Annotated in this window: 28 protein-coding genes and 2 pseudogenes; 9 read left to right on the top strand and 21 right to left on the bottom strand. The window is 40.3% G+C overall.

Annotated features, from left to right (window positions below; translation table 11 throughout):
• Positions 1-98: 98 nt before the first annotated feature.
• Positions 99-329 carry an InlB B-repeat-containing protein gene (locus DXD06_RS18140; protein WP_155219561.1) on the bottom strand — a complete coding sequence of 77 codons (231 nt, stop codon included), beginning with the start codon at positions 327-329 and terminating at the stop codon, positions 99-101.
• Entirely contained in the window at positions 310-4,035 is a 3,726-nt protein-coding gene (locus tag DXD06_RS10080) for a M64 family metallopeptidase (protein ID WP_117831538.1), read from the bottom strand. The genes DXD06_RS18140 and DXD06_RS10080 overlap by 20 nt, the downstream gene beginning before the upstream one ends.
• Before the next feature lie 260 nt (positions 4,036-4,295).
• Between DXD06_RS10080 and DXD06_RS10075 the strand changes: the two are divergent.
• Positions 4,296-5,321, top strand: a pseudogene (locus DXD06_RS10075) (transposase).
• Between the two features lie 164 nt (positions 5,322-5,485).
• Here DXD06_RS10075 and DXD06_RS18135 read toward each other — a convergent pair.
• From DXD06_RS18135 to DXD06_RS10060, 4 genes and pseudogenes are all read right to left on the bottom strand, one after another.
• Positions 5,486-5,635 (bottom strand): annotated as a pseudogene (locus DXD06_RS18135) (nucleotidyl transferase AbiEii/AbiGii toxin family protein); the annotation flags it as partial.
• A complete protein-coding gene (locus DXD06_RS10070; protein ID WP_117831537.1) occupies positions 5,636-6,229 on the bottom strand; it encodes a type IV toxin-antitoxin system AbiEi family antitoxin domain-containing protein in 594 nt (197 codons plus the stop codon).
• 109 nt (positions 6,230-6,338) lie between these two features.
• Positions 6,339-7,931 carry a MobA/MobL family protein gene (locus DXD06_RS10065; protein ID WP_243001005.1) on the bottom strand — a complete coding sequence of 531 codons (1,593 nt, stop codon included), beginning with the start codon at positions 7,929-7,931 and terminating at the stop codon, positions 6,339-6,341.
• A 473-nt stretch (positions 7,932-8,404) separates the two neighbouring features.
• On the bottom strand, positions 8,405-8,635 hold the full coding sequence (locus DXD06_RS10060; protein WP_117831536.1) for a helix-turn-helix domain-containing protein: 231 nt from the start codon (positions 8,633-8,635) through the stop codon (positions 8,405-8,407).
• 184 nt (positions 8,636-8,819) lie between these two features.
• On the opposite strand from DXD06_RS10060, the gene DXD06_RS10055 reads away from it, so the two are divergent.
• Together DXD06_RS10055 and DXD06_RS10050 are read left to right on the top strand one after the other, a co-directional pair.
• On the top strand, positions 8,820-9,437 hold the full coding sequence (locus DXD06_RS10055; protein WP_117831535.1) for a helix-turn-helix domain-containing protein: 618 nt from the start codon (positions 8,820-8,822) through the stop codon (positions 9,435-9,437).
• Between the two features lie 87 nt (positions 9,438-9,524).
• Positions 9,525-10,820 (top strand): tyrosine-type recombinase/integrase, encoded by a 1,296-nt coding sequence (locus tag DXD06_RS10050; protein ID WP_117831534.1) that lies wholly within the window; start codon positions 9,525-9,527, stop codon positions 10,818-10,820.
• Positions 10,821-10,960: 140 nt separating this feature from the next.
• On the opposite strand, the gene DXD06_RS10045 is transcribed toward DXD06_RS10050, so the two are convergent.
• From DXD06_RS10045 to DXD06_RS10035, 3 genes are all read right to left on the bottom strand, one after another.
• Complete coding sequence (locus tag DXD06_RS10045; protein WP_117831533.1) at positions 10,961-11,386, bottom strand: N-acetyltransferase; 426 nt, start codon at positions 11,384-11,386, stop codon at positions 10,961-10,963.
• A gap of 29 nt (positions 11,387-11,415) precedes the next feature.
• Positions 11,416-11,628, bottom strand: coding sequence for a DUF6199 family natural product biosynthesis protein (locus tag DXD06_RS10040; protein ID WP_117831532.1), 213 nt, complete (start codon positions 11,626-11,628; stop codon positions 11,416-11,418).
• A gap of 167 nt (positions 11,629-11,795) precedes the next feature.
• Entirely contained in the window at positions 11,796-12,317 is a 522-nt protein-coding gene (locus DXD06_RS10035; RefSeq protein WP_158569513.1) for an AAA family ATPase, read from the bottom strand.
• 241 nt (positions 12,318-12,558) lie between these two features.
• Here DXD06_RS10035 and DXD06_RS10030 point away from each other — a divergent pair, with 241 nt between their 5' ends.
• Entirely contained in the window at positions 12,559-12,924 is a 366-nt protein-coding gene (locus DXD06_RS10030) for a hypothetical protein (protein ID WP_055067654.1), read from the top strand.
• A gap of 439 nt (positions 12,925-13,363) precedes the next feature.
• Here the strand turns inward: DXD06_RS10030 and DXD06_RS10025 are convergent, their stop codons facing one another.
• The 4 genes from DXD06_RS10025 to DXD06_RS10005 all read right to left on the bottom strand — a co-directional run bounded on the left by DXD06_RS10025 (position 13,364) and on the right by DXD06_RS10005 (position 15,808).
• The gene (locus DXD06_RS10025; RefSeq protein ID WP_117831530.1) at positions 13,364-14,479 is read right to left on the bottom strand and encodes a 5-methyltetrahydropteroyltriglutamate--homocysteine S-methyltransferase; all 1,116 of its coding nucleotides are present in this window, start codon (positions 14,477-14,479) and stop codon (positions 13,364-13,366) included.
• Positions 14,480-14,630: 151 nt separating this feature from the next.
• On the bottom strand, positions 14,631-14,753 hold the full coding sequence (locus DXD06_RS10020) for a helix-turn-helix domain-containing protein (protein ID WP_022044784.1): 123 nt from the start codon (positions 14,751-14,753) through the stop codon (positions 14,631-14,633).
• A complete protein-coding gene (locus DXD06_RS10015) occupies positions 14,731-15,189 on the bottom strand; it encodes an RNA polymerase sigma factor (protein WP_117831529.1) in 459 nt (152 codons plus the stop codon). The genes DXD06_RS10020 and DXD06_RS10015 overlap by 23 nt, the downstream gene beginning before the upstream one ends.
• 166 nt (positions 15,190-15,355) lie before the next feature.
• A complete protein-coding gene (locus DXD06_RS10005; protein ID WP_007890413.1) occupies positions 15,356-15,808 on the bottom strand; it encodes a helix-turn-helix domain-containing protein in 453 nt (150 codons plus the stop codon).
• A gap of 240 nt (positions 15,809-16,048) precedes the next feature.
• On the opposite strand from DXD06_RS10005, the gene DXD06_RS10000 reads away from it, so the two are divergent.
• From DXD06_RS10000 to DXD06_RS09990, 3 genes are all read left to right on the top strand, one after another.
• A complete protein-coding gene (locus DXD06_RS10000) occupies positions 16,049-16,594 on the top strand; it encodes a GNAT family N-acetyltransferase (RefSeq protein WP_117831528.1) in 546 nt (181 codons plus the stop codon).
• 85 nt (positions 16,595-16,679) lie between these two features.
• Positions 16,680-16,958: an autorepressor SdpR family transcription factor gene (locus DXD06_RS09995; RefSeq protein ID WP_199535211.1), complete on the top strand. Its 279-nt coding sequence runs from the start codon at positions 16,680-16,682 to the stop codon at positions 16,956-16,958.
• The gene (locus tag DXD06_RS09990; RefSeq protein ID WP_022045016.1) at positions 16,942-17,580 is read left to right on the top strand and encodes an SdpI family protein; all 639 of its coding nucleotides are present in this window, start codon (positions 16,942-16,944) and stop codon (positions 17,578-17,580) included. The genes DXD06_RS09995 and DXD06_RS09990 overlap by 17 nt, the downstream gene beginning before the upstream one ends.
• Before the next feature lie 237 nt (positions 17,581-17,817).
• Here DXD06_RS09990 and DXD06_RS09985 read toward each other — a convergent pair whose 3' ends face one another.
• Positions 17,818-19,137 carry a HAMP domain-containing sensor histidine kinase gene (locus tag DXD06_RS09985; protein WP_117831526.1) on the bottom strand — a complete coding sequence of 440 codons (1,320 nt, stop codon included), beginning with the start codon at positions 19,135-19,137 and terminating at the stop codon, positions 17,818-17,820.
• Positions 19,130-19,831: a response regulator transcription factor gene (locus DXD06_RS09980; RefSeq protein ID WP_117831525.1), complete on the bottom strand. Its 702-nt coding sequence runs from the start codon at positions 19,829-19,831 to the stop codon at positions 19,130-19,132. The genes DXD06_RS09985 and DXD06_RS09980 overlap by 8 nt, the downstream gene beginning before the upstream one ends.
• 178 nt (positions 19,832-20,009) lie before the next feature.
• On the opposite strand from DXD06_RS09980, the gene DXD06_RS09975 reads away from it, so the two are divergent.
• The gene (locus tag DXD06_RS09975) at positions 20,010-20,747 is read left to right on the top strand and encodes a C39 family peptidase (protein WP_022045013.1); all 738 of its coding nucleotides are present in this window, start codon (positions 20,010-20,012) and stop codon (positions 20,745-20,747) included.
• 107 nt (positions 20,748-20,854) lie between these two features.
• Here DXD06_RS09975 and DXD06_RS09970 read toward each other — a convergent pair whose 3' ends face one another.
• From DXD06_RS09970 to DXD06_RS09960, 4 genes are all read right to left on the bottom strand, one after another.
• Positions 20,855-21,790 carry a hypothetical protein gene (locus DXD06_RS09970; protein ID WP_117831524.1) on the bottom strand — a complete coding sequence of 312 codons (936 nt, stop codon included), beginning with the start codon at positions 21,788-21,790 and terminating at the stop codon, positions 20,855-20,857.
• A gap of 13 nt (positions 21,791-21,803) precedes the next feature.
• Positions 21,804-23,036, bottom strand: coding sequence for an ATP-binding protein (locus DXD06_RS09965; RefSeq protein WP_117831523.1), 1,233 nt, complete (start codon positions 23,034-23,036; stop codon positions 21,804-21,806).
• 94 nt (positions 23,037-23,130) lie between these two features.
• The gene (locus tag DXD06_RS17095; RefSeq protein ID WP_158569512.1) at positions 23,131-23,286 is read right to left on the bottom strand and encodes a hypothetical protein; all 156 of its coding nucleotides are present in this window, start codon (positions 23,284-23,286) and stop codon (positions 23,131-23,133) included.
• Positions 23,283-23,753: a GNAT family N-acetyltransferase gene (locus DXD06_RS09960; protein WP_117831577.1), complete on the bottom strand. Its 471-nt coding sequence runs from the start codon at positions 23,751-23,753 to the stop codon at positions 23,283-23,285. The genes DXD06_RS17095 and DXD06_RS09960 overlap by 4 nt, the downstream gene beginning before the upstream one ends.
• A 400-nt stretch (positions 23,754-24,153) precedes the next feature.
• Here DXD06_RS09960 and DXD06_RS09955 point away from each other — a divergent pair, with 400 nt between their 5' ends.
• Positions 24,154-24,789 (top strand): DNA-3-methyladenine glycosylase family protein, encoded by a 636-nt coding sequence (locus tag DXD06_RS09955; RefSeq protein WP_117831576.1) that lies wholly within the window; start codon positions 24,154-24,156, stop codon positions 24,787-24,789.
• 25 nt (positions 24,790-24,814) lie between these two features.
• Here DXD06_RS09955 and DXD06_RS09950 read toward each other — a convergent pair whose 3' ends face one another.
• Together DXD06_RS09950 and DXD06_RS17090 are read right to left on the bottom strand one after the other, a co-directional pair.
• Positions 24,815-25,024: a hypothetical protein gene (locus tag DXD06_RS09950; protein WP_117831522.1), complete on the bottom strand. Its 210-nt coding sequence runs from the start codon at positions 25,022-25,024 to the stop codon at positions 24,815-24,817.
• A gap of 6 nt (positions 25,025-25,030) precedes the next feature.
• Positions 25,031-25,204 carry a hypothetical protein gene (locus tag DXD06_RS17090; RefSeq protein WP_158569511.1) on the bottom strand — a complete coding sequence of 58 codons (174 nt, stop codon included), beginning with the start codon at positions 25,202-25,204 and terminating at the stop codon, positions 25,031-25,033.
• Positions 25,205-25,514 lie beyond the last annotated feature (310 nt).

The raw sequence follows: 25,514 nt of genomic DNA, 5'->3' as shown, positions 1-25,514 counted from the left end.
TATTTATTTGTAAGCTGCGTTCGCTTCTTCTTGAGTGATTTTCCCAGTTTTAACAGCATCAGAAATTGCTTCGTCTAATTTAGTATAAACAGTAGTTGTCACAACTCCGAAGCCGCTGACGAACAGCAGAGCGATCCACAGCCACTCATACTGTTGTCGCCGGTCTGCGGATTCTGAACATCATCCGAAGGCTTGGTGGTATCGTCAGACTTGGTAGGAGCGGCAGGTTTGGTTGCCTTCTGACCTTCTTCGATAGTCTGAGTCGTTACTGCAGAGCCACCGGCAGAATCAAAGGTTACGGTATAGTTTTTATTTCTTTGTTGTAACAGTCTTAGCTTTTGACCAGCCTGAATAAATCCTTATGGATTTGCCGTTAATCTTAACTGTCTTATAGGTGCGAACTCTTACATAATACTTTTTCTTGCCCGAAAGCTTTGAAATTTTCTTTGATACTGTTGTATTCTTGCCTACTGTTACGGTCTTAGCCTTGCTGAATTTACTTGAGGCACTGTACTGTACCTGATAGCCTGTTGTCTGTGTAGCCTGCTTCTTCCACTTTACTGTAAACTTCTTTGAACCTGCTTTAAGTGAGGAAATACTTGTTGCCTTTGGCTTGATTGTGAAATAAAGCGTCTTTGTTCCGCTGTATTTACCCTTAAAGGTAATCTTTACTGCGTACTTGCCAACATACTTTCTGCCTTTTGCATAAGACACAGTATAGTCAGTATTCTTAACAAGTGTCTTTCCTGTTCTGTCCTTAACAATAACCTTAGGTGTTCTAACCTTTCCGTTATATGTTAATGATGTTGCTTTAAGCTTTATGCTTGATGCCTTTGGAATTACTGTCGTTGAAAGAGTTTTCTTACATACCGAACAGTAATTTACTATCTTGCCGTTTGCTGTTGGGGTTGCCTTTGTTACGGTTTGCTTTGTGGTGTGGGCAATCTTAGCAATATTGCCCCAAGATGCAAGGTCGGTTATTTCCTTTGTACCGAGTACATCTTCATAGAACTTGCCACAACCTTCGCACTTGTAGTATGCTTCCTTACCGCCCTCTGTGCAGGTGGCAGCTTTCGCAGCAACCAAAGTCAGATTGTGAGTGTGCGGTACAGTTTTGTAATATCCGCAGGTGTCGCAAACATTGTCAGAACCGTAATCGTGAGCCGCTTCGTCCTTTTTGTCGTGGCAACGAGAACATTCATGCCAGTGGTTAGTATCATCAGACTTCCATTCTGTGCCTGCGGTATGTCCGGGAGCCGGAATCTTCACACTGGTTTTATCGGTAATTTCTACCGATCCTGTTGCATCTGCGAACCACTTGTCACAGCCATCGCAGGTGTAGTATGCGGAATTGCCCGCAGTAGTGCAGGTGGCAGCTTTCGCAGCAACCAAAGTCAGATTGTGAGTGTGTTCTTCGTTTTTATTTTTGTAATAATATGTAACAACCGTTCCGTCCGAAACAATAGGCTTATTCAAGCCGTCAACCTTTATAAATTCATAATCATAAAGTGTTTTTGCCGGTGTTAAATCAAGCTTTGTGCCGTATGGCACGGTAAATGTTCCGCCGGCAGTGTTTGGAATTTCAGAGCCGTCCTCAAATTTATACTGAATTGAAACGGTTGTGTAGCGCTGTGTTTCCGTATTGTCGTCTGCAAGCACATTTCCGTTTTCATCGAGCACCTGAAATGCCACGGTATCGCCGCTCTTAAGCTGTGCATCAGACGGAATTTGATAAATAAGCGAGCAACTCTTTAAGCCTGAATTAAAGTCGCTTTTGATGTGATCCAAAGCACCGAGCGGCCAGAAATTTGCCTTATCATTCCAAACAGGAATGTCAAAGGTTTGTACTGTTTGAAGCGGATTCCCCGATGAATCGGTCGCAACGCTTCCGTCGGAGTGCTTAATCCACATTTTGAATTTTAATTGTCGTGCATTTTTATCTGAAATGTTTTGAATAACAGTTCTAAGCTCGATTTTTTTACCGTTCATATTAGTATTAAATCTGCTTTTGCTGTTGCCGCTCAAAAGTCGGTCATTGCGATTATATGTGTAATTATAATATGAACTTGTTTCAAGGTCGGTAAAATCAGACGGCTTTGAATAAGCGCCCGTATATTCCTTAACCTCGGGAGTTGCAACATAAAGGTCTACATCCTTAACAAGCTGAGACATTCGCTTGAAGCCCTGCAAACGGCAAACCTCACAGAATTGATAGTTTGTGTCTCTCATTATGCACTCATAACTTGAAACAAGCATTTTTGAGCCGTAAGCATTGCGGCAGGTATATGTGTTTCTAAAACCTAAAAGCTGTCGCCATTTTATCTTTTCCGGGTCTTCAACCGAGGAAAGATTGAGTGATTTAAGTTCCTTATCGTCAAGCAAATATCCGTTACTGTATTCATCACCGAGACCGAGCAAACCGTGTCCAAACTCGTGTGCAAAAGTTTTTGACGCACGATAACTGTCTGATGGCGAAATGAAATAATGGAAGCCGTATTCACGGTTATTATAAGCACCGCCGAAATCTGATTTTGTGTTTACAACCATAGCGAACTGAGCAATATAATCGTGAACATAATAATAAGGCTCATATTCCGAACCGGACGGAATTGTGTTTGGATCACACTTTTTTTTGATATGAGCATCGTGAATTTTCTCGATAAATTCAGGACCGATACATCTCTCAAAAATATGATTTTTCCACTGACTTCCGTGGAGATTATTAGAAATAACAGGCGAATTATATTTGTCGACTATAACATCAAAGAAGGTGCTTCCACCATTGTCAAAAGTCGATTCGGAAGCTGTGCAAAGAGCGTAAACATTGAATCTGTCGGCATAACTGCGATACGGTTCATATTTCATAGCGTCCTGCCAAAGTCGTTTGACATCATTGATGAATTTGCCCTGCTGACTTTTTGTGTATCCCTCGCCGCAAACGACAACAACCATATTTTCCGTGTCGCTGCGTGTTTTTTGGATGGTATAAACAGGGATGGTAGGATTAGAATATTTTCCGTCATTTGAATACCACGGGCCGAGGGTGAGCTGAATGCTTTGCTCGGTGCTGACATTCCAATCGGGATTTGCGTCCTCGGCAGGTTCCGAAATTGTATAATCATCCTCTTGCTTATTTGGAGCAGAGCCGATATAAGGACTGCTTTGTGAGCCGCTGCCGGAAGTTGTAACAAAATATTCGGAATCGAGATAAAATGCAGGTCTTACGCCCAAATCGGAATACCACGGAGCATAACGACCGACCTGACCCGATGAACTGATATAACGCATATCGTGATTGCAATCGGTAACAGGAGTGCGAAGCCAATAAGGCCAAGCCATACCGTCATTATTATACGCAACATAATAACCTTTGAGATTTTTCCACACGGCATTAGCCTGCTTTACATCAAGAAGAAAAACCTTTTCGGTTGTAGTTTCAAAATATGAACTGTCGTAGTTTGCCACCGCTTCCGAAATATCGGTGTAGTATAACAAATCCGAATTTGCGTCTCCATCAACTATGCCCTTGTTGTATTCGGGATGAGAAACGAGAGAACGCTGGGTAACGGTTTTCATTGCCGCAATTTCAGATTTTGAAAAAGCGTTGAGAAAACCCGCTTTTTCGTTGTACGCTCCCACACCGCTTACATATCCGTCTTTCGGAGGGTTGCCGCAAAGCCAATCGACTTTGCCTTCAGCTGCGGTCGAATTTAACCAAGAACGCATATTGCTGTCTTTCCAATAGTTAGAACCGTAATCATCACGCTTATAGCTTCTGCTGTGTGATTTTGAATTGCTGTTGTCATTTGTTTTGGCATCATATGCAAGGGTGTCAACAATTTTGTCTGCAAGCATAAGCGGTCCGTTATTGTCAATGCTTACACATCGCCAAAGAATTGAGGCATTGTTATACGCGCCCATTTTAACATAGTCGCCAACTTTAATATCGGGCTTTGATGCCGCCTGAATGGTCATCGGCAAAACGGAGATTGCCATGCACAATGCCAAGAATATTGCGGTTATTTTTTTCGTCATTAAGAAACCTCCTTTATAAGCTATATATTTGCTTTTATTATATTGTAAGGTGTTATATGCGTCAATGAAAATCCACCTTATTCCGTGAAACTTACCATAGTGTTACATCCCTTTTTTTCAGCAATAATACCTGCTGGAAACTGATTTTCGCAATACATTTTATTTCACCCACTAGGTTAAACAAAATTTTGTTTTTTTACTGTATCATCATGCATTATCCTGTATAATGAAAGTATCAAAAGATAGGCGGAGGCAGTGCAATGAAGAAAATACACATTGAATTCAGCGATGAGCGGCTCATTACTCCCAGTGGTCTGGTATTCGTAGGGCAAATACTTGGAAAAAGCAGTTTTGTCAAAAAAATCAACCCTGCACAAAGACATCCAGCAGGCAAATGTCGACATGCTGCGTGAAATGCACATAGAGCCGACAGCCCTGGATAACGGCTTTGTTCCTGTCGATATTGATGTAACCCCCTTTGACAATTCGAAATCCAATAAGGAAGGTGTATCCCGTACCTACAAGGGTTTTGACGGCTGACGGAAAAACCGCTGCTCATCCGGCTGGATTCCGGCAACGATGCATCTGAAAACATAGGCATCTTTATGGAAGAAAGCTATAAATACAACAATGTGTCTTTCATCATAAAACGGAATCCCAGACAGGAAAGTAAAGAAGAATGGCTGGGATCCGTCAGGAAATGCTGCCAGAATATCCAGCATCCACGTGATGGGAAAACTGTTTATATCGGACAGACCTTCCAGGATGTGACATATTCCCTTTCTGATAACGAAGAGAAAACTGTCGGAATACGCACAATTTATGAGATCACGGAAAGAACCATTGACCGATATGGGCAGTATTTTATCGTACCCGATATAGAACTGGGCACATACTGGACAAACACTTCCCTGCCAGACGAAACAGTCATTGATCTTTACCATGCCCACGGAGAAAGTGAGCAGTATCACAGTGAAATCAAGACGGGCATGGATGTTGGAAGACTCCCGTCGGGAAAGTTTGAGAGCAACAAACTGGTGCTGGAGCTGACAATGATCGCATATAATATCCTTCGAATCATAGGGCAGGAATCGCTGAAAAAGAAGGATGCTCCCGGCCGGAAGAAAATACATCGCCGAAGAATACGTACGGTGATCAGTAATCTTATGCAGTTTGCGGGACATCTGACAGAACATGCCGGCCGTCTGGTGCTGTCCATTGGAAGGAGTAATCGCTGGAGATTTACTTTCAAGCGTCTTTATGACAGCTTTGCATTCATCACCTGACAACAGGTAGCTGAATATGGCAATGGCAGCTGCACACAAATGGTGCAGTCTTTTTTTGAACGCAAAATTATGCAGCATTTTCAAAATTTAGTATACAATAACAAATATGGCAAACATTTCCTGTGTGCCTTTTCATTTTGAAACAAGGTTCACGGATTCAGGTTTAATATAAATTTGTCTTTATACTCTGACAAAGAAATTCGTTCCAAAAAACGTTCCATCATATAATTCCGCATCAAAATTTGTGCATCAGCAGATTTTTTCTTTGATAGATTCCGAATCAGATCTTTTAATTGCCTTGCTGTGGTTATCATCTAAAGTAACATCTCCAAATATGGTCTTAATATTTTTTCAACATGAAACATAGATGCATATTTCATAAGCGTCCGTAAATTTTTATCTTTGCGTCTGGCATATTGCTTTAATGCATCCTGAAAGACCTGCATTTCTATATTTTTCCTGCTGCGTAGCAGATCACAAATCGTTCTCTCCATATCATAAACAGGAACAGAATGTCCAAATGGTGTCTGCATAGTCGTAATCCCTTTTTCATGTAAATCCTTTTTAACTGTATATACTTGAAAACCGTCGTCATGCAAGCGACTTGGATTATACCCAGTCCTTACTGTTATGGTGTATTTCAATGGTTCTCTGCCCGTCAAATCATGGAAAAACAATGCAGTTTCATGAGAAAACACAGCCTGACTACAACGTATATGCAAAATATACATCGCATCTGTCCATGTATCCGGCGATACATACACACCATGAGCTGCTTGCTCTAATCCTCTTTCTTTTACATAAGAATAAAATATCGGCTTACTAATTCCATTATCTATAACTTGAAAGGTTTGAATTGTTCCTCCATATTCATTCAGCAACAAATCTAATTGTTCAAATTGGGTCATATTTTGTTCTCCTTTCACACTAATATAATAATTCATATTAGTGTGAAAGTAAATAAAATTTAAAATCATGATAACAATTTGTTTAAGAAGTGGTGCATACATAGCATTATTATCTCAATTTATTGCTCATTCTTCTATTATATTGCCTATAACTATCTGCCTCTTTCTGCAATCTGGCAAGCTTCTCTGACATCGTTTCTGCCTTATCCATTGAATTATCTGTATTGCCAAATGATTTCTTCCAATCCTCAGTTTTCTGCTGATACTCTGCATAAGCACTCTTTGATTCCTTGTAGCTTAGATAAAACTCATTCATATTCTCAAATCCGTAGTTACGAACCATATTTGAAAGTCCCATCTTCAATCGATTGATATAGTAGGTCTTTTCATCAATCTTTCTCTGTAATTCAGCTTTTCTTGTAATCTTCGCCAAACCTTTTAAATCTGACAATTCGATTTCAAGATTGCCTCGTTGCTGTTCTGCCTGAAAGATGAGATTATTCTGATTATCAAGCTCTACTTTTATCTTCTTAAGCTTTGGATATGCGGCTGTCTCTGGTGTCATTACAGGCTTGTCTGGTTCTGTAACATTAACTTCCTTGATTGATTCTTCTTGCGTTGTTATTTTATTCTCAACTTTTATAGATTCTTCAATAGCAGAAGTATTATCTGTGTTATCTACCACTATATTGCTTGCAAAATCTGTTTTATCAGTTTTTGGAACATCTGTATGCAGTATCTTATTCCGAATGGCTCTGGCTGTCTCAAGTACCCTCGATATCAGCAGTACCAGCTCCGTAATCGCCATATTCAATATCAATGCTAATCGTTGTGGTTTGTTTCCACACAGTTCAATCGACCGCTTTATAGGCTCTGTGATATGTTCCTTCTTTATCTGTAGAATATCATCCATAGAAACCTCGCTTATGATAGCCCTGTCAACTTCACGATTCCAGTCCATCCGCAGTTTATTATCCTTCTCAATCTGTTCAGCTTTGGGATTATTCTTACCAATCTTCTTGGTAGCAAGATATGGACCATTGCGGTCAAATACTGTAAGTCTGTCTTTTTCATCCGTTACCCAGCGATTTATCATTCTGGTATAGAATAACTTTACCTCATCCAGAAAATCTTCCTGCTTGAACCTCGTATTCTTTGAGGTAAACAGCTTCTTCTCATAAATCTCGCCTTTTTTAATAACCTTACATCTTTTGCGGATATTGCCAGCTTCATCAAGGATTTCTTTCTTAGTTCTTACATGATTACCACGCTCATCATAGAACATATTCCTTGTGGCAGTCTTTATAATGGGTTCCGCTAACAACTGCCTTTCTGAAAAGATAAGATGTATGTGGAAATTTGTCATACGCTTATTATGGTGAAGTGCTGCAACACATTCTACGCCATACGTTTCCTTAAACTTATCTGTAAATGATCTAAGCAAAATATTAGGCATTCCCTGTTCAAAAAGTGATTTGGGCAGAGCTATGATAAGCTCCCTTGCCTCGATATACTTTCCACCAACACCACTTTTCTTAAATTCCTGTTGGCTGCATCGTGCAAGTTCTGTCCAGTAACTTCTTTCAGTAGTTTCATAAACCACATACAAATGTTCCTGCTTTGCATGGCTTGATATATATGTTATTCTTCCTCGGACATTCGACAGCTTGGTCATCTGAATAAATGAATGTCTTGTTGTCAATGTGCTTTCTTCTCCTTCCTATGATAGTTGGAATGGAGTATGAACAGATAATATAAGCAATATTGTTGTAAACTCATTGCCGTATCCGGCATAACCAAATGCGACAGCATTTGTATAAGTCACGCCTGCGTGGCTTTGCTCCCTGCAAGGGCGAAATACGCTGAGCATAAACCGTAGGTTTGTGCGAGGGGTGTATTTCGCTCTCAAACGCCGAGGGCTTTGATATCTTGTAATATTTCCTTTGAATATGATGGTCTAACTCTTTTTATCCTCATCTATAAAACCACCAGATTGTACTATGACTTTCTTAAAAAGCCACCGCTTTTTGCCACCACTTTTCATTGCCTGTCCTTCCATCCCAATAATTGGTTGTTGCATATCAGAAGAAGCACATGTTATAATCCTCTTGCGTGTAGGTATATCATGGCTTCGGTCTGATATATCAGGGGCGGTTTCATTAGAAGCCGCCTCTTTTAGGTTATTACTTTTCTTGTGACTGCTTTTACGCTGCTCTTATCTCTCAAGTCTCTGCCTTCGTTGACTTCCATAAACTTTTCAAGCATATCTGTCTTTATGAGAACTTTTCTTCCGACCTTTAGAACAGGAAGTTTTTCCCACTCAACAAGTTTTCTCAGAGTGTTTCTTCCAATTCCTGTATAGTCAGCAGCATCTTCTATAGATAAAGCTATCTTTCTTTCCGTCATTTAATCCTCTCCTTTCAAATTGCATTATGCAATTCATTTTTCTGTCAGTATATCGCTTTTATATTTTATTGTCAAGCATTACGAAATTATAAAGATAATTATAGAATTGCACATTGCAATTTTGGTTTTTATATGATATAGTATGAACATACCGAAAGGAATAACCGAAAAGGAGGCAGACAACATGAAGGATAAGGAACTTCGCCGGATTATCGGTGAGAGGGCTAAAAGCCGCAGAACAGAATTAAACCTTACACAACCTTATGTTGCAGACAAGATGGGAGTCACCGCTTCCACCATACAGCGTTATGAAGCTGGAACAATCGACAATACCAAGAAGATGGTACTTGAAGGACTTTCCGAGGCACTTCATGTATCTGTGAAATGGCTCAAAGGTGAGACTGACAGCTACGAAACAGATATAACAGATAAGAAAGAACTTCTTATAAGAGACGCTATGACAGGTATTATCGAAAATCTACCAACTAACCTTGATAATGCAGATGGAGATTTCGCCAAGAACCTGTTGCTGGCAATATTAAACGAATACAAGCTCTTTGCTGATTCATTTACCAATGCCTGCAATAACTTCAAGGGAAATACAGAATATGCAGATGTAGCAGCCAAGATGGGGTTTGAATCCAATCAGGAATATAACGAAATTATGTTTCTGAGAGAGATTACTCACTCAGTAAACGCATTCAATGATATAGCTGACATCATAAGGATATATTCCAAGAATCCGGGTGTGGCGGTACAGAGACTATCCAATCTCTTAGAAGATAATTCCGACTCGGTATAGAACGACAACCGGAGTTATGATATAACTTACACGCAAGAAGCATTTCATCAGTTCCGATTGTCGAATGTCGAAAGGAGAAACACGATTATGGCAAAAGGATCTGTAAGAAAAAAAGGTAAGAAATGGTACTACCGCTTCTATGTAGAAGATCAAAGCGGCAATCTGGTTCAAAAAGAATATGCTGGAACAGAAAGCAAGAGTGAAACGGAAAAGATGTTACGCAAAGCAATGGAGGATTACGAAAGTAAGAAATTCATTGCAAAGGTTGACAATATAACAGTTGCCGAACTTCTTGACATCTGGGCTGAGGAAGAACTAAAGACAGGGACATTAAGCAATGGAACTGTTGAAAATTATCTTGGCACAATCAGGGTTATCAAGAAACATCCAATAGCTGACAGGAAGCTAAAGAATGTAACATCTGAGCATTTACAACAGTTTCTCGACCTCTTATCATTTGGTGGAATATTCCCCGATGGAAAAGAAAGAAAAGGCTACAGTAAAGATTATATCCGTTCATTTTCGGCAGTACTGCAACAGTCATTCCGATTTGCAGTATTTCCAAAGCAATATATAACTTTCAATCCGATGCAGTATATTAAGCTGCATTACAAAACAGAGGATGTGGATTTATTTTCAGATGACGAAACAGAGGAAGGTATACAGCCAATCTCACATAAAGATTATGAAAAACTGATTGCTTATCTTGAAAAAGAAAATCCACAGGCAATCCTGCCGATACAGATTTCCTATTATGCAGGACTTCGTATCGGAGAAGTTTGCGGACTGACATGGCAGGACATTAATCTTGATGAACAGTGCCTGACTATCAAGCGCAGCATCCGCTACGATGGTTCAAAGCACAAATATATCATTGGACCGACTAAGCGAAAGAAAGTAAGGATTGTTGATTTTGGAGATACGCTGACAGAAATATTGAAAAAAGCAAGGAAGGAACAGCTTAAAAATCGGATGCAGTATGGTGAGCTTTACCATCACAACTACTACAAAGAAGTCACTGATAAAAACCGAGTGTACTATGAATACTACAATCTGGATGGAACGCAGGAAGTTCCAAATGACTACAACGAATTATCTTTTGTATGCTTAAGACCAGATGGATGTCTTGAACTTCCAAGCACTCTCGGCACTGTATGCCGAACAGTAGCAAAAAGGCTTGATGAGTTTGAAGGATTTCACTTTCACCAGTTGCGCCACACCTACACAAGTAACCTTTTGGCAAACGGAGCAGCACCAAAGGATGTGCAGGAACTGTTAGGGCACTCAGATGTCAGTACCACAATGAATGTCTATGCTCACTCCACAAGAAAAGCCAAGCGGGAATCCGCAAGGTTACTTGATAAAGTGGCAGGAAACGACTAAATAAAATTTTCCCTTATTTCCCTTGTGATTATCTCATAAGGGCAAAAATAAGGGAAAATACATATCATTTCACTAATGAATAGGCTAGAAAACCTGTAAAATGGGGAAAGTTAGAAAGATATTTCGGCAAACTTGAATTTCTAATTGTGTTGCCATGTCATTACATAATCTTTTTCTCCAGTAGCCTCATCTAAGCCACTATGCTGAATCTCAAATCCTTCTCTCTTATAAAAAGATATTGCCCGTGCGTTCTTTTGGTATACGTTCAAGTGCAACTTATTTCTTTTATCCTTTGCATAATTCAGCAGAATTTTACCTATACCCTGCGATTGCATTTCACCAGAAACAAAAATGCCCTCAACATATTCATCATTTAACCCTATAAAACCCTGTATTTCTGTATCATACTCATACACATAAACCTCTGCTAGTAACAACGCTTCTTTTACTGATTTGAAATTGCTTTTCCAGTATTCGGCGGGGATAAAATTATGTGCCTTTATATTTGTATCCAACCATATATCTGCAACTTTATTTATATCATCCCTTTGAAATTCTCTAATCATAACGGTGACTCTCCATAAACTTGAATTTATTACTCCAAAATAACCGGAAGCATAATCATAATAATTCCAAATAGGGCAAATAGAATACCACCTATTTTTGTTGTTTTCAAGTAAAACTCAGATGGTTCATCTGCACGATAAGATTTCCATTCTTCTGTTAATTTCCATATTAAGCCCGGCTTTAAGAAGATAAACATACCTAACGTAAAGATTATGATTCCACAACCAATAGACCACCACATAGTTACCACCTCCTTTAGCAAATTCCGATTTGGTAAACCATCTATACAATACTTATTTGTCTTAAATGTCGCATGAAACAGATTACGCAAAAAGGAAGTCATTTCTTCCCAATAACCGTAAACATTCGCTTCTTGCATCGGCGTATCGTATTCATCCAGTAAGATAATTACTTTTTTCCATATGCATGCTCCAAATATCTGCACAAATAATTAAGACTGTCACACGCGGTAACATCATCCATTTCCGCCATCTCTGTCAGAATGTGCCGGTATGCCATTTTTTCGGATTCCATAAGTTTTTCATTTTCGAGCAGATATTCAAAATCCTGATACAGACTTACAATCCGGGATTTGACCTGTTTTTTTGCATCAGATACATTATCCGCTTTTACCGATGCAAAACTGAGATATAAAACAGGATATGTGCCCTGAATCTGCCGGTACCCGGAATCTTTCCAGATATCAAGTCCTTCAAACAAATCTCCCCTGTCTGCATATTTATTGGAAAAAAAGCAGTTGAGCATACTCATATTAAGGGTTTTGCCAAAACGTCTTGGACGTGTGATCAGCGTAACATCATCCCTGTAGTTCCACCACTGCCGTATGAAATCTGTCTTATCAATGTAAAAGCACTGACTTTCTCTTAATGCTGCAAAATCCTGTTTGCCAATTCCAACCTGTTTTTGCATAGTTCTACCCACTTTCCACGGTTTTGTGCTTTTCATTATTTTTATTTATCATAGCAGATAACGTTTTAAAATGCCACCTTCTCCAGATGTTTTCATTTCTAAATGCGTCTGTAAGTATGGAGGACAAAACTTAACAGATCCCAAAGCAATTCTAAAAAAATATAAAAAATTTTCCTTTACAGTTATTCAATTTTAATACTATAATACAAGGGATTATAAAATAGTAAAGAGGCCTGCCATCATGCAGAACATAAAAACGATTGCCGGAACTTTCACGATAGGCACTTATGAAATTCCAAAACAATATGTATGTGCAAAAACACCCACAATTACACAAAAAAATGATATCTGTGAGATCGTAACCTACGATCAGCAGATTACCGTAAATGGACATAACTATGCTCCGGTACTGCATCAAAACTGTATGCAGCCGGAGCAGATTACATTATATCCACTTGTAATCCGGCAGGAACACGCGACACTGACCGTGTCCGACCGTTATCATACCGGACATTGGAAATCCGGGGATGACACACAGATTTCCGACTGGCGTCCAAAGCTTATGCACCGGGGATGTGTGCCATGTACCAATTGCGGAAGGTGTTAGCACTTTTTATATTTTATTCCAGCCAAAGTGTAACCGCAGATTTATTTTCACTTGGTCTGTAATATATTTTACGGTCTTTTATGCTAACTCTATGACATATTATTTAAAAAACCTTGGAAGTGCCAGCTCCCAAGGTTCTAAAGTTCATTACGGAGAACTACCCCGTCAGGCTAGTGCTGTCATTTATCTCTGTCTAACCGTTTGCAAATGTAGTAGCCAGCTACAGATGCCAATACAGAAATAAGAAAAGTGATTATGATTCCAAATGGGTCAATAAAAACCTGAAGTGCCAGCTTCAGGTTTTTATTTTACAACAATTTCTTATTTTTTTGCCTTCTTTGATTTTGTTTCCTGTCATTAACAGAAAACCGGTTACCATCCACAGGTTTCCCTGTAAACAGTAACCGGTAAAAAAATTTCTCACCTATTTTTTTCGGTTTTATTTCCACACTTCTTCCGCGATTTCCTTCACAAGTGCAAGTTTTGCCCACTGCTGCTCTTCGGTCAGCTTGTTTCCGATCTCACAGGATGCAAATCCACACTGCGGACTCAGGCACAGACGATCCAGCGGAATATACTTTGCTGCTTCACGAATTCTTGCGATCACCTTATCCTTATCTTCCAGTTCCGGCTTTTTGGTTGTGATCAGACCAAGTACAACTTTCTTGTCCGGAGACACCTTTGCAAGCGGTGCAAAACCACCGGATCTTTCATCGTCATACTCCAAAAGCAGTGCATCCACATGCTCCTGCGCAAACACGTAATCTGCCACGGAGTCGTATGGGCCGCTGGTAAAGAATGTAGAGTGATAATTCCCACGGCAGATGTGGGAAGTGATCACCATATCCTCCGGTCTGTTTTCGAGTGCAAGGTTATTCACCTTTAAGAGCCGAGCCTTTACCTCTTCAATATCAACACCAAGTGACTGGTATCTCTGCTTTGCGGCATCTCCGACAATTGCGCCCCAGGTGCAGTCATCCAGCTGCAGATTGCGACATCCGGCTGCATAAAACTGCTTGATTACATCCTGATATGCCTTTCCGATATCCTCGATCAGTTCGTCATCGGTTGCATAAAATTTTTTCGTCTGCCCGATGTTCTGCGGAACGATCATCTGCTGATACATCTGTGCCGGTGCCGGGATCGTATATTTTGCAACGGTCTGCCCATCTTCAAACTGTTTTAAAAACTTAAAGTATTCCACAAACGGATGTGCTTTTGCTTTTACCTTTCCTACGAGATAAGTTGCTTCAAGATCTGCCATCTCTCCGTTAAACTGTACACCGCCGCCATCTTTCTCGTGGGCAACGCCTTCAAATCCCCACATAAAATCCAGGTGCCAGAATTTTCTGCGGAATTCTCCGTCCGTAATTGCGTGGTATCCTGCTGCCTTCTGCTTTGTAACGATCTCTGTCACACACTCATCGGTGATGCGGTCGAGTTCTTCCTGTGTGATCGTTCCTTCTTCAAAGGCTTTTTTTGCAGCTTTTAATTTTTCCGGTCTTAAAAAACTTCCTACAAAATCATAACGAAATGGTGTCTTTAATGTATTCATTTATCCGATAACCTCCTGTTTCTTTTCTGGTTTTTGTCTGTTTGTTTTGCTGAGGTTATCCTACCATCTCAGAGTTTATTTGTATAATACCTTTCTTTGGCGGTTTGTCATAGTTTAAAGCTATACCTGTGTTTATTGTGTCAGGCACCAATTATCCGTCCATTTTCGCACAAGAGCGGATATATCCGGCATAATGGGATAGAACGGCGGCAACAGCTTCCGGGTCGCCCTCGCTTGCCTTAACGATTGTTTCATAGGGAAGTAGCTGACTCATAGGACAAGCCCTCCAACTTTGCCCGTAGCTGCCGCAAAATCATCTGAATCCGCCGCCCGGTTGTGTTGCCTGCCCGTCCATATCTCTGCCCAATCTCTCTATGCGTCCATCGTTGGAAGTAGTATAGGAAAATGATTTCCTGTTCCATCTGTGATAGTGCGGACAGAGCTGTGGCAAGCTCTGGACTTTCCAAAAGCACCATCTGACCGCAGACGAAAAAAGGATAGCTGTTCATGGCAGCTTGCTCCGCAAAATACTTATCTATGGTACTGAATGGATAGTGCTTTTCTTCTATCAGATATTCAAGTGAGATTTCCCGCTTGCGGCGGCTGCGTATGCTTCGGGCTGCGTCTATGGCAGCATGCCGAATGACGGTCTTGCAAAAAACATCGTGTGTATGCCGGATATGCTCTTGATACTTTTCGTGTTCGGTCATGGAAAATCCCCCTTCTAAATAATGGCAGAGAGCGTCAGCATTTTGTGCTGTCGCCCTCTTGATTACCGAACAGCAAAGACGGGCGGGGCTGTCAACGGCGGCGCTTTTGCGCCGTTCATCTTGACCGTTGACAGGCTCGGCTGGGTTTGCTACAAATTCTATCTCTTTATGATTTGTCGGAAAAACTCCTTACCCAAACAAAAACTACAATCGCGGTTGCAATGAGTAATTCCGCAAGAATTACAGAAGCATTCCATATTTCAAAATAGAAATGCCCAATGAAATAGACCGCAAAAAAAATCAAATAAATTCCAATCGAATACATAATATTTTTGGAAATTTGAGTGCGTTTCTGTTCCCTAACTAACATCTGTTTCTGTTGTTGTTCCAGAATTTCTGTTTTAACCGATAATTCATCTATCTCTGATGGTTTTAACAGATAATCCACGGTAACATCGAATACTTTGCTTAGTTCAACAATCTTTTCTACTTCGGGTATGACCTGCCCACTTTCCCATTTTGAAATAGATTGTCTTGAAACATTAAGCTGCTCAGCCAGTTGTTCCTGTGTTAATTCTCTACTTTTGCGTAGTGTTATAAGTTTTTCTGCGAACTCCATATGTGTTCCTCCTTTTGATTTTGTGTATAAATCTTATCAAAATACTCATTTGCACTCTAGCAAGTAAGCTATACAATTACATGACAAACGGTAGAGTTTAAGTGCTTTCTTGTATATCTTGATTGTCATTCTACTTTATATGCCTATTTTAGCATAGAAAAAACGTTTTCTCTATTACTCCATTATTTTACGGAATAGTGGGCTGTCTTTCTTTATTTTAGTTGTGTTACTTTATCACACATGAGCATTATTTTAAGAGATTATACAGAGAAGGATTTTGAGGCATACAGCAGATTGAAAATGGATGCCGAGACCATGTACTATCTGCAGGACATACAGTTGCATTCCGTTGAGGAAGCCAGACGGGATTTCGCGGAAGTCCTGTCTGACATGAAATCCCCGGAGCGGAAATTCTATTTCTGTCACATGGAGCTGAAAGACACGCACGAACAGGTTGGCAGCATCGGGTATACGGTTGAAGCCGACACTCCGGTAGGAAAGCTTGTCCATCTGGGCTATTTTACATATCCGAGGCATTGGGGGAATGGCTACACCTCGGAGGCATTGAAGAAGGTTCTGGAATATGCCTTCACACAAGACAATGTGTACAGAGTTACAACCGGGTGTCTGGCAGAGAATAAGGGCTCCGAGAGGGTTATGCAGAAAAACGGGTTAATAAAAGAAGCCGAGCATATTGATTATGAATGGCACGATGGTAAAATGAAAACCCGCTTAGAATATCGATTATTAAAACATGAATGGGAGCAATTACAAAAAACACTTTAATTTCCCCTTGCAAACCACACGTATTATGTTATAATACATTTAACAATTAAGTTAAATGTTAAGCGTAGGAGGGATAAGTTTGGGAATGCAGGATACGCTTCGCGCGCTTGCCGATCCAACAAGACGCGAAATCCTTAATCTGCTCAAGAAATCACGGCTGTCTGCGGGCGAGATCGGCGACCATTTTTCGATTTCCGGTGCGGCGGTTTCCCGGCACCTGTCCGTTTTGAAGGAGGCAGATCTGATCCGCGACGAGCGGGAAGGAAAATTCATCTATTATGAGCTCAACACCACCGTGCTTGAGGAGATCATGCTATGGATCACTGAATTAAAAGGAGGAAATGGCCATGATCAGACAACATAAAAAAATGATATTACTCACATCGATTGCGACGCTGCTCCCGATCCTTATCGGATTGCTCTTGTGGAAGCAGCTTCCGGATTCCGTTGCAACCCATTGGAGCACAGGCAACGAACCGGACGGCTACTCATCCAAGGCTTTTGCAGTGTTCGGGCTTCCGGTGATCATGCTGATCCTGCATCTGGTATGCGTGATCGCAACGAACATTGATCCCAAGGCAAATAGCATCAACAAAAAAATATTCTTTATTGTCCTGTGGATCTGCCCGGTATTTTCCATCATTGTATGCAGCACGGTTTATGGGTATAATTTAGGGTATCAGTTTGATATTGGTTTTCTTTGTGGGCTGCTCATCGGAGTTTTATACTTGATATTAGGAAACTTCCTGCCGACGGTAAAGCCGAATTACACCATTGGCTTCCGCATTTCGTGGGCGCTGAATGATGCCGATAACTGGTATCACACGCACCGGTTCGGTGGAAAATGCATGGTGATCGGAGGGCTCCTTCTGATCGTCACCACGCCGTTCCAGAATATCTGGGTGCTTATGGCGCTCGCCATCCTCCCGTGCATTTTGCCGGTGATCTACTCCTACATGTACTACCGCAAGGGGCAGTCACGGTAATACTTTTTATTGTGTCAGACACCAATGGTTCAAATACATTTTAGGAGAATTGCTCGTTTATCACAAGATATTAGTAAATTTATAAGTTGCTATTAAATTTCATAGTATGAAAAGCCACGACCTGTACTCTGATTTGAGTACAAGCCGTGGCTCCTGTTCTTGCTGTCTTTTTTCATAACCAGCCGATTTTCCCTCAGACATCTTTGCCTGAATATCAATGAGAAGGTGAAAGTCTCTTTATGAATTTTCTGATTTTTCTAATGGAAAATACAGGCAGATCTGATAAGACTCCTCCCCACATTCTTCTTCGCATCTGCCCTGCATTTGCTCCATCATGATTTCAATATTATGAACCCCAATTCCCGTTCCTCTATGATCCTGTTCTTTATTTGCCGCTGCATTCATAATGGAAAAGAAAAACTCGTCCTGACAAATTCCCATATCCAACAGGATTTCTTTTGTCTTGTCTGCATACTTCAAAAGATTGGATAACAAATTATTCATAATGCGTCCGATATAATCATAACAAACACTTATCTTTACTTCCTCCCACTGTTTCCATCCCAGTGTAACCGTATAGCCATTTGTCTGCAATACATTGCACAATTCCGAACAGTAATCCTCCATTACAAAAGCTATGGATTCCGACTTTTCCATCTGTGGCTGCTGCCCTGAATTGATAAGAAAAAACTCAAATAGCTGATCTGAAAGATTTTTAATCTGAATCGCTTTTCCCACTGTTTTCTTTACATAAAGTTTCACCTTATCGTGTTCGGGTTCTCTTTTTATAATTTCAAGATATGCCATTAATGCAGTCAATGGCGTCCGCAAATCATGTGCCATCCCCAGAACCAGTTTATTCTGTGCCTTTTTCATATTTCGTTCTTTTTCTTCCTTCTCCAAAAGAACTGTTTTCATATGCTCCAGACCGCGTGCCAGATCTGTCAGCTCATCCTCTCCTTTTATAGTAAAATCCACCGACCATAATCCATCTTCCAGTTTCGCTACTTCCCCACTCAATTGCCTGATGTACCGTACATATCCGCTTACACCAAACGCAAACACTCCAATCCAGACCAGCACACCACAAAGTGCCGCAGCCACATCTACCAGGATATAATACTTTCGCTCACGATTCACATATATAAATACATCTGCATTCCCATCTGTAAACGATACTTCTTGAAAATATTGCCATGTATAGTGTAATTGCTCTGATTTTGTACGATCCAAGGCAACCGGAAGTGCGTAATAATTATCGTAAAGCAGCATGCGCTTTCTTGAAATCGTAAAATACCCAATATGGTTTTCTTTTGCCCACTCCCGGATACGCTCCGTGTCGGAAGCCGCCAGATGATGTCTGGATACATATTCCTGAAACATTGCTATGGTTTCCTTAGAAACATTTCTTCGATACATAGAACTTTCAAAATACCGGTTTAATGCTCCATTTCCCATAAAAAATATAAGCAAAAACAACAGCAGTGCAAGAAAAAATCCCAACAGCAGAATTCCGATCATTTTTTCCATCAGATGTTTTCTTTTTCGTTTATTCAATGCGGTATCCTTTCCCCCACACCGTTTGTATAATTTGCGGTTTCTGCGGATTCTTTTCAATTTTCAGTCTCAATTTCCGAATATGAACCATAACGGTATTTGCAGAATTATTGAAAAACGGCTCCTGCCAGACGCTCTCATATATGTTTTGTACGGAAAAAATTTTTCCCCTGTATTTCAGCATTAATGACAAAATTTCATATTCTGTTTCCGTCAGGTAAATCTCCTCATCCCCTGAAAATACTTTATTTCCTGTAGTATTGATCTTCAGATCTCCTTTTTTTATCCACACATTTTGTCCATTTTCTTTCATGTTTCCACAAGTATAAACCTGTTTTCGACGCAACAATGCCTTTATCCTTGCCAGCAATTCTGCATAAGAAAATGGTTTCACCAGATAATCATCTGCCCCGGCTGTAAATCCGATAATTTTATCATTCTCACTGCTTTTTGCGGTCAAAAATAAAATCGGCACATAGGAAACCTTGCGTATTTGTTCACAGGTTTTGATGCCAGAAATCCCAGGCATCATAATGTCCAAAATAACAAGATCCGTATCCTCTGAAATCTGGTGCAGCCCATCCATTCCATTATCCGCTTCAATTACATGAAAACCCTCGTTTTCCAGCAATATTTTTACGCTTTCCCGGATATCTTCATCATCTTCAATAATCAAAATTGTTATTTCATCCATATTTTCTCCCATTTATCAAGCATTATTTAATTTATATAGTATTGTACCATATTTTTATAACATAATATCACTCTGTAAAAATGTTAAGATTTGTTAAGAAATATTAAGACTTATTTTAAAACATATATGCTATGATTAAGCTATCCGTTTAGGAAAACAAAAGAAAAGAGACCGTATAATGAAACAGAAAAAAAAGAAACGCAAAAGAAAAATTTTTCTACCATTATTTTTAATATTTTTCATCATCATCGGATTTTATTCCCATCAATCCTACGAAACAGCCATGCACGAACAACTCCCGGATTCTCTTATCGAGTTTGAGCAAAAATATCCGGAAGCAACCGATTTTGTAGAAAATTATCACAAATACAAAAACAAATCCTTTGACCTTGATGTGTCACACGAAGTAAGAAAAGACAACATTCCTCTATTCATCCAGTGGGATAAGCGATGGGGATACAAAACATATGGCAGCAATTTCCTTGGTGTCAATGGTTGTGGTCCAACTTCACTTTCTATGGTTATCTGCGGATTAACTGGAAAAGCAACGTGGAATCCTTATAAAGTGGCACAATTTTCGCAAAAACAGGGTTATTATATCAGTGGACAGGGCACTTCGTGGGATCTGATGACTGCAGGTGCAAAAAAGCTGGGCCTTACATCCACAGAGGGAACCATAAATAACGATTATATCCGGCAAAATCTTACCTCATCCACCCCGATGATCTGCTCCATGCTGCCCGGAGATTTTACTTATAGTGGACATTTCATTGTTCTCACCGGCATCGATTCCGAAGGACGCGTTGTCGTCAATGATCCCAACAGCCCCAAAAACAGCGAAAAACACTGGGATATGGATCGACTTTTGCCACAAATCCGGCATATCTGGAAATTTGAGGTGGAAAAAGCTGCATAATTCTTTGTTCTATGCCTGTCTCGCCCGTTGTTTATTGTGTCAGGCACCAATTGTTTTCTGATTTTTGCTTCATAGAAAATATTTCCGAATTCAGGTACATCACTACCTCATTTTCCAGGCGTGCCCCGGAAGAGGCAATCAAGCAACTTCAAAATGCTCTGTGCCCGTTTCTTAAATACTTCGTTTTCCGATCCCTGGGCTATACCCGCAATGCGCACCATCTCATCCTCATACGGCATACAAAATTTAACCGCATCTGTTAAAAGCCGGTCAGACTCTAATGTGCTGTCTAATGCATGATCAAAGTCATACAACGGTGCCATGCCCACATACTCTCCGGTATCCGTATTTCTAATCCAGCCAAAATTACCTGCATGCCGGTCTCCATTTCCGATTATCGCATCTATAATAAGCATTTGCGCTCCGGCTTTTCCAAACAGATCTATAATTGTCTGCTCATCAAAATCATCCGGATCAATTCTTCCCGACTGATCTGCCTGCTCAAGCATCACCTTTGGGGAAGTTATATTAGAAATTGCGATTCCTCCGTCTGTCTCATCTGCTCTTTCTACAGAAATTCCGCATTCCCTGCAAAGCTTCATACATTGCAGTTCCACGGAAATATCGCCATATTTGTAGAGCTTTCCGTCCTGTTTCCATTCCTTTGACAGTGCACCACCCACGTAGAGTGTCGGTGCCGCCTGTCCTGTAAATTCTTCGTTTCCGTCCCAGAATGGTTTGTAATACGGACTGATCTCCTCAAAACATATCGAATCATCCTCAGCTTTTGTCCAGTAACAGTCGATGAAACTCAACGCTCTGGTCTCACGGTTAATGCGCGTACGCGCTCCCTGTCCGAATGTGATGCCCTTTAATTTCCGTGCTATCGTGTTGGTACCTGAGGAATAGCGGTATTTCATCCATTTTGTGAAGGTGTGATTGTCTGCACCTTTTTGCTGCATCAGCCCCGGAAGAAGATTATAATTTAATGTTTTTTCTTTCTCTATGTCGTAAACAGATGTGTTTTTACACATTAGCATCATGGGATCACCCCTTTTATATAAATTCGATCGGTAATGCAACAAGATTTTCTCTTAAATATGTCTTTTTATCAATCAGACATAAAATAACTCCGAGACCTCTTTTTTTATCACTTACCTTATCCAGTACCTGATTCATTGCTCCCATACTTGCCTTGGGATTGCCGGACATTTTAATCTCGACCGGATATAAGACTCCATCCTCCTCTATCACAAGATCAATTTCGTTTTCACCGGAAGCATTTCTGTCTTTCCCTCTGTAATAAAAAATGTTAAATCTGTAATCTTTGCCCTCGTTGGAATAGGATTTTAAAATTTCAGACACTACAAATGTCTCAAACATATTCCCTGCAACCGCTGAACATTTCAATGTTTCGGCAGTAAGCCATCTGGTAAGATAACATGCCAGTCCGGTATCCCGGAAATAAAGTTTTGGTGTCTTTATTGCCCTTTTAAGTGCGCTCGCACTATACGGCTGGAGCAGATATACAATTCCGGTTCTTTCCAAAATAGATATCCAGTTCTTAATTGTCGGCTCACTTACCCCGACGTCTCCTGCTATGTTGGAATAATTGAGAAGTTCACCTGTTCTTGCAGCAACTGCCGTCAGAAATTTGGTAAATGTAATACCATCTGCCGCCACCAGTTCATTGATATCCCTCTCCAGATAAGTTGCAACGTAAGAAGAATAATATTCTTGCCAGTCCCTGTCTATATCATAAAGCTCGGGATAAGATCCTTTGTGGATAATTTCCCATATATTGTCATATTTTACAATCTCTTTTTCACGTTCTTTGATATATGCATCGGTTGGGATAAAATGCCGGTTAAATTTTACACCATAAATCTCCCGCATGGATAATCCGGTAAGCTCTGAGATTGACACTCTTCCTGCCAACGATTCACTCATGCCTTTGATAAGTTCAAGTTTCTGAGAACCGGAAAGAAGAAACATCCCTCGCTCATCCGATTCATCGACAATCTGCTTGATATCTTCCAGAATACTGCTTTCTTTTTGAACCTCATCTATAAAAAGCGGCTGTGGATTGTTTAAAAAAAACAATTTAGGTTCTTCCTTCGCCTGCATTCTTGTCAGTCTGTCATCAAAATTTGCCCGGTTAAAATCCTTGAATTCATGCTTTATAAGTGTTGATTTCCCGACCTGTCTGGCTCCTACCAGTAACATGCACTTGCTGGTAGACACTCTTTGTTTCAATATTGGCGTTATCGCTCTTTGTATATATGGCATAACAAACCTCCGGCTAATCTAAACTCTGATTTTATTATAGTCGTTAATATATACAAAATAAATAAAAATATACCGGCTAATCTAAAGTTATATTTTAGATTAGCCGGTATTTTTCAAGACACACAAGCTGTACATCCGGAATCCCGTTAAACACGCTCGGTACAATGCCAACTTCCTCATCATGAATGTGGTTGTATATCGTTTCAATCCGGGCAAGATCCATTTGTTTTGCACTTCGGATATTTATCATAAAATATACTCCATCTGCCGCTCCTTGGTTTTCAGCCCCATCTTTGCATAAAATTTCTCCGCCGAGGTATTTCCCGCCCAGACATTAAGCGTCACTTCGTAGCAGCCTAAACGCTTTGCCTCCTCTTTTACATGCACAAACAACTTCTCTCCGATGTGCTGTCCTCTGGTACTTGCATCGACACACAGATCATCGATAAAAAGCGAGGTAAACGGCACCATATTGTTGGAAAATGGCTGCTCCCGCAACTGACAGAATGCATAGCCGAGACAGTTGTCATTCTCATCTGCTGCAACATAAATCGGTTTGGTATCATCCTTTATCATCTGTGTAAGTTCTTCGTTTGTGTATTTTGTGGTTCCCGGGATAAAAATATCCGGCCGGATATCTGCATGGATCTGAAGCACCTGCTCTAACAGTTCGATCAGTCTTGGGATGTCGTTTTCGCTTGCTCTTCGAATGTTCATCTGCTTCTTCTCCTTCTGCCTGCGTTTTAAACTTTTTGCTCTTGTATAATTATAACTCACTTTTGCCATGCGAAAAAGGAGAAATCTCTTTATGTGTCTTTTCCTCGAAAATTAAAATAAAAATTAACACAAAAACAGCGGTACCATAAAGATTTTTCACCTTTCCTGATACCGCTGTTTCGAAGTTTCTTATCCGAAAACAAATATTTTTAATAATCCAGCAATCACGATAACAATTCCCACCACAACAACAATGGAATAAATTTTCTTTGATTCCGGATCGTTTTTCATCCAAAAAAAAACTTGGTTCTGCTATGCTTTTTGATGATTTTATTGTCCTGTTAAGTGATATAATAATATGGTAAATTATTACAATGCAGTTATAAAAAGGACGATAAAAATGTTTTTTGCATACGGAGAAAAAGAGATTACATACCTCAAACGGAAAGATAAACGCCTCGCAGAAATTATCGATAAAATTGGAATGATTGAACGGGAAGTTGACACCGATTTATTTTCAGCCGTAATTCATCATATCATCGGTCAGCAGATTTCAACAAAAGCACAGGCAACCATCTGGAAAAGAATGAATGATCAGTATGGTATCATTAACGCAGATACCATACTGAGTGCCGGAGTTTCCAATTTACAGTCACTGGGAATTTCCTTCAGAAAGGCAGGGTATATTACCGATTTTGCCCGAAAAGTAAAGGACGGAACTTTTGATATTGACGGAATCTGGAAAAAATCGGACGAAGAAGCCATAAAAGAATTATCTTCTTTACAGGGAATTGGTGTCTGGACCGCGGAAATGATTCTGTTGTTTTGTATGCAGCGTCCAAATGTATTGAGTTTTGGTGATCTGGCAATCCAGCGCGGCATGCGGATGGTTTATCACCATAGAAAAATTGACCGCAAACTGTTCGAAAAATACCGGCGGAGATTAAGTCCGTATTGCAGTGTGGCAAGCCTGTATTTCTGGGCTGTAGCCGGAGGTGCTATTCCTGGCATGAAGGATTTTGCACCTCAAAAATAAAACTCCTGACTTTATCAAAAATATTCTAATGTAAAAGTACAACTGCTTCCGGCAGCATCGGACGAATCTGTACCGCTCCATTTTCCAGTGGCTCGATACCAAAGATTTTGTATATGACAATATCCGCATAAGCGGAATGATTATAATCTTTTCCCCACTCATAACCGCCTTTATTCTGCCGTTGTCGGGTCATAAGGAGCAGCAAAACCCTTCTGGCTGTACCAGCTGTTTCCATGCAGCCTCATATCCGGCAGATTAAAATACCATGCATCGCATCCGCAATCCATGTACTGTAGGATTGCACATCGCCGCTGCCTTTCAGCCAGTCGTATGCATCCTGATTTCCGATGCTCTGTCTGATAATTTCTTCATCGTTCTGGTTGAATTTATCAACATACTGTTTCAGTTTATCCATGAATGTCATCCTTTCACAGCACCGGCAACAATACCATTAATCAGATATTTCTGCATAAACAGGAAGAATATAATCATTGGTATTGCAGATAACGTTAAAAAGGTCAATGCGTAATCCCATCTCATGGAGTATGCGCTGAAGAAGGAATATACGGTTGTAGTAATTGTTTTCTTTTCCGCGCTCTGCAGCATTGAGATCGTTTACAGATAGCGGTGTATATTTCATATGTTCTTGGTAGGATTATATGGATTTGTGTAAAAATGGAAGTGAGATGGAAGTTTTACGAAAACGTGTTCAATGCTGATTTTAT

This window comes from Roseburia sp. TF10-5 (genome assembly GCF_003462365.1).
In the GTDB taxonomy this organism is placed as follows: domain Bacteria; phylum Bacillota; class Clostridia; order Lachnospirales; family Lachnospiraceae; genus Roseburia; species Roseburia faecis.
This window is presented reverse-complemented; position numbering and strand designations above follow the sequence as displayed.